Annotated in this window: 1 pseudogene; it reads right to left on the bottom strand. The window is 66.1% G+C overall.

Annotated features, from left to right (window positions below):
- A pseudogene (locus AC6H42_RS15170) lies at positions 1 to 245 on the bottom strand (XrtA system polysaccharide chain length determinant); the annotation flags it as partial.

The raw sequence follows: 245 nt of genomic DNA, 5'->3' as shown, positions 1-245 counted from the left end.
TCGACGGTCTGGATGCGGCCGTCGAGTTCCGGATTCAAGCCTTCATCCTGCTGCGGGATGGCCTGGGTCAGCGGGGCCGGCTCTTCGCCGCCCATCTGGCGCTTGATGGCGTTGCGGGCCTGCTCGGCCTCGGCCAATTCCAGGCGCGCCGCGTTCAGCTTGTCGGCCATGTCGGCCAGGGTGCTGCTGTAGTCGGTGCCCTGGCGCGGCAACAGGCCCATGTTCTGGATCTTGAAGTCTTTCAG

It is taken from the genome of Massilia sp. NBRC 108631, from assembly GCF_059704565.1.
Note: the sequence above shows the minus strand (reverse complement) of the source record. Positions and strands in the feature narration are given on the sequence as shown.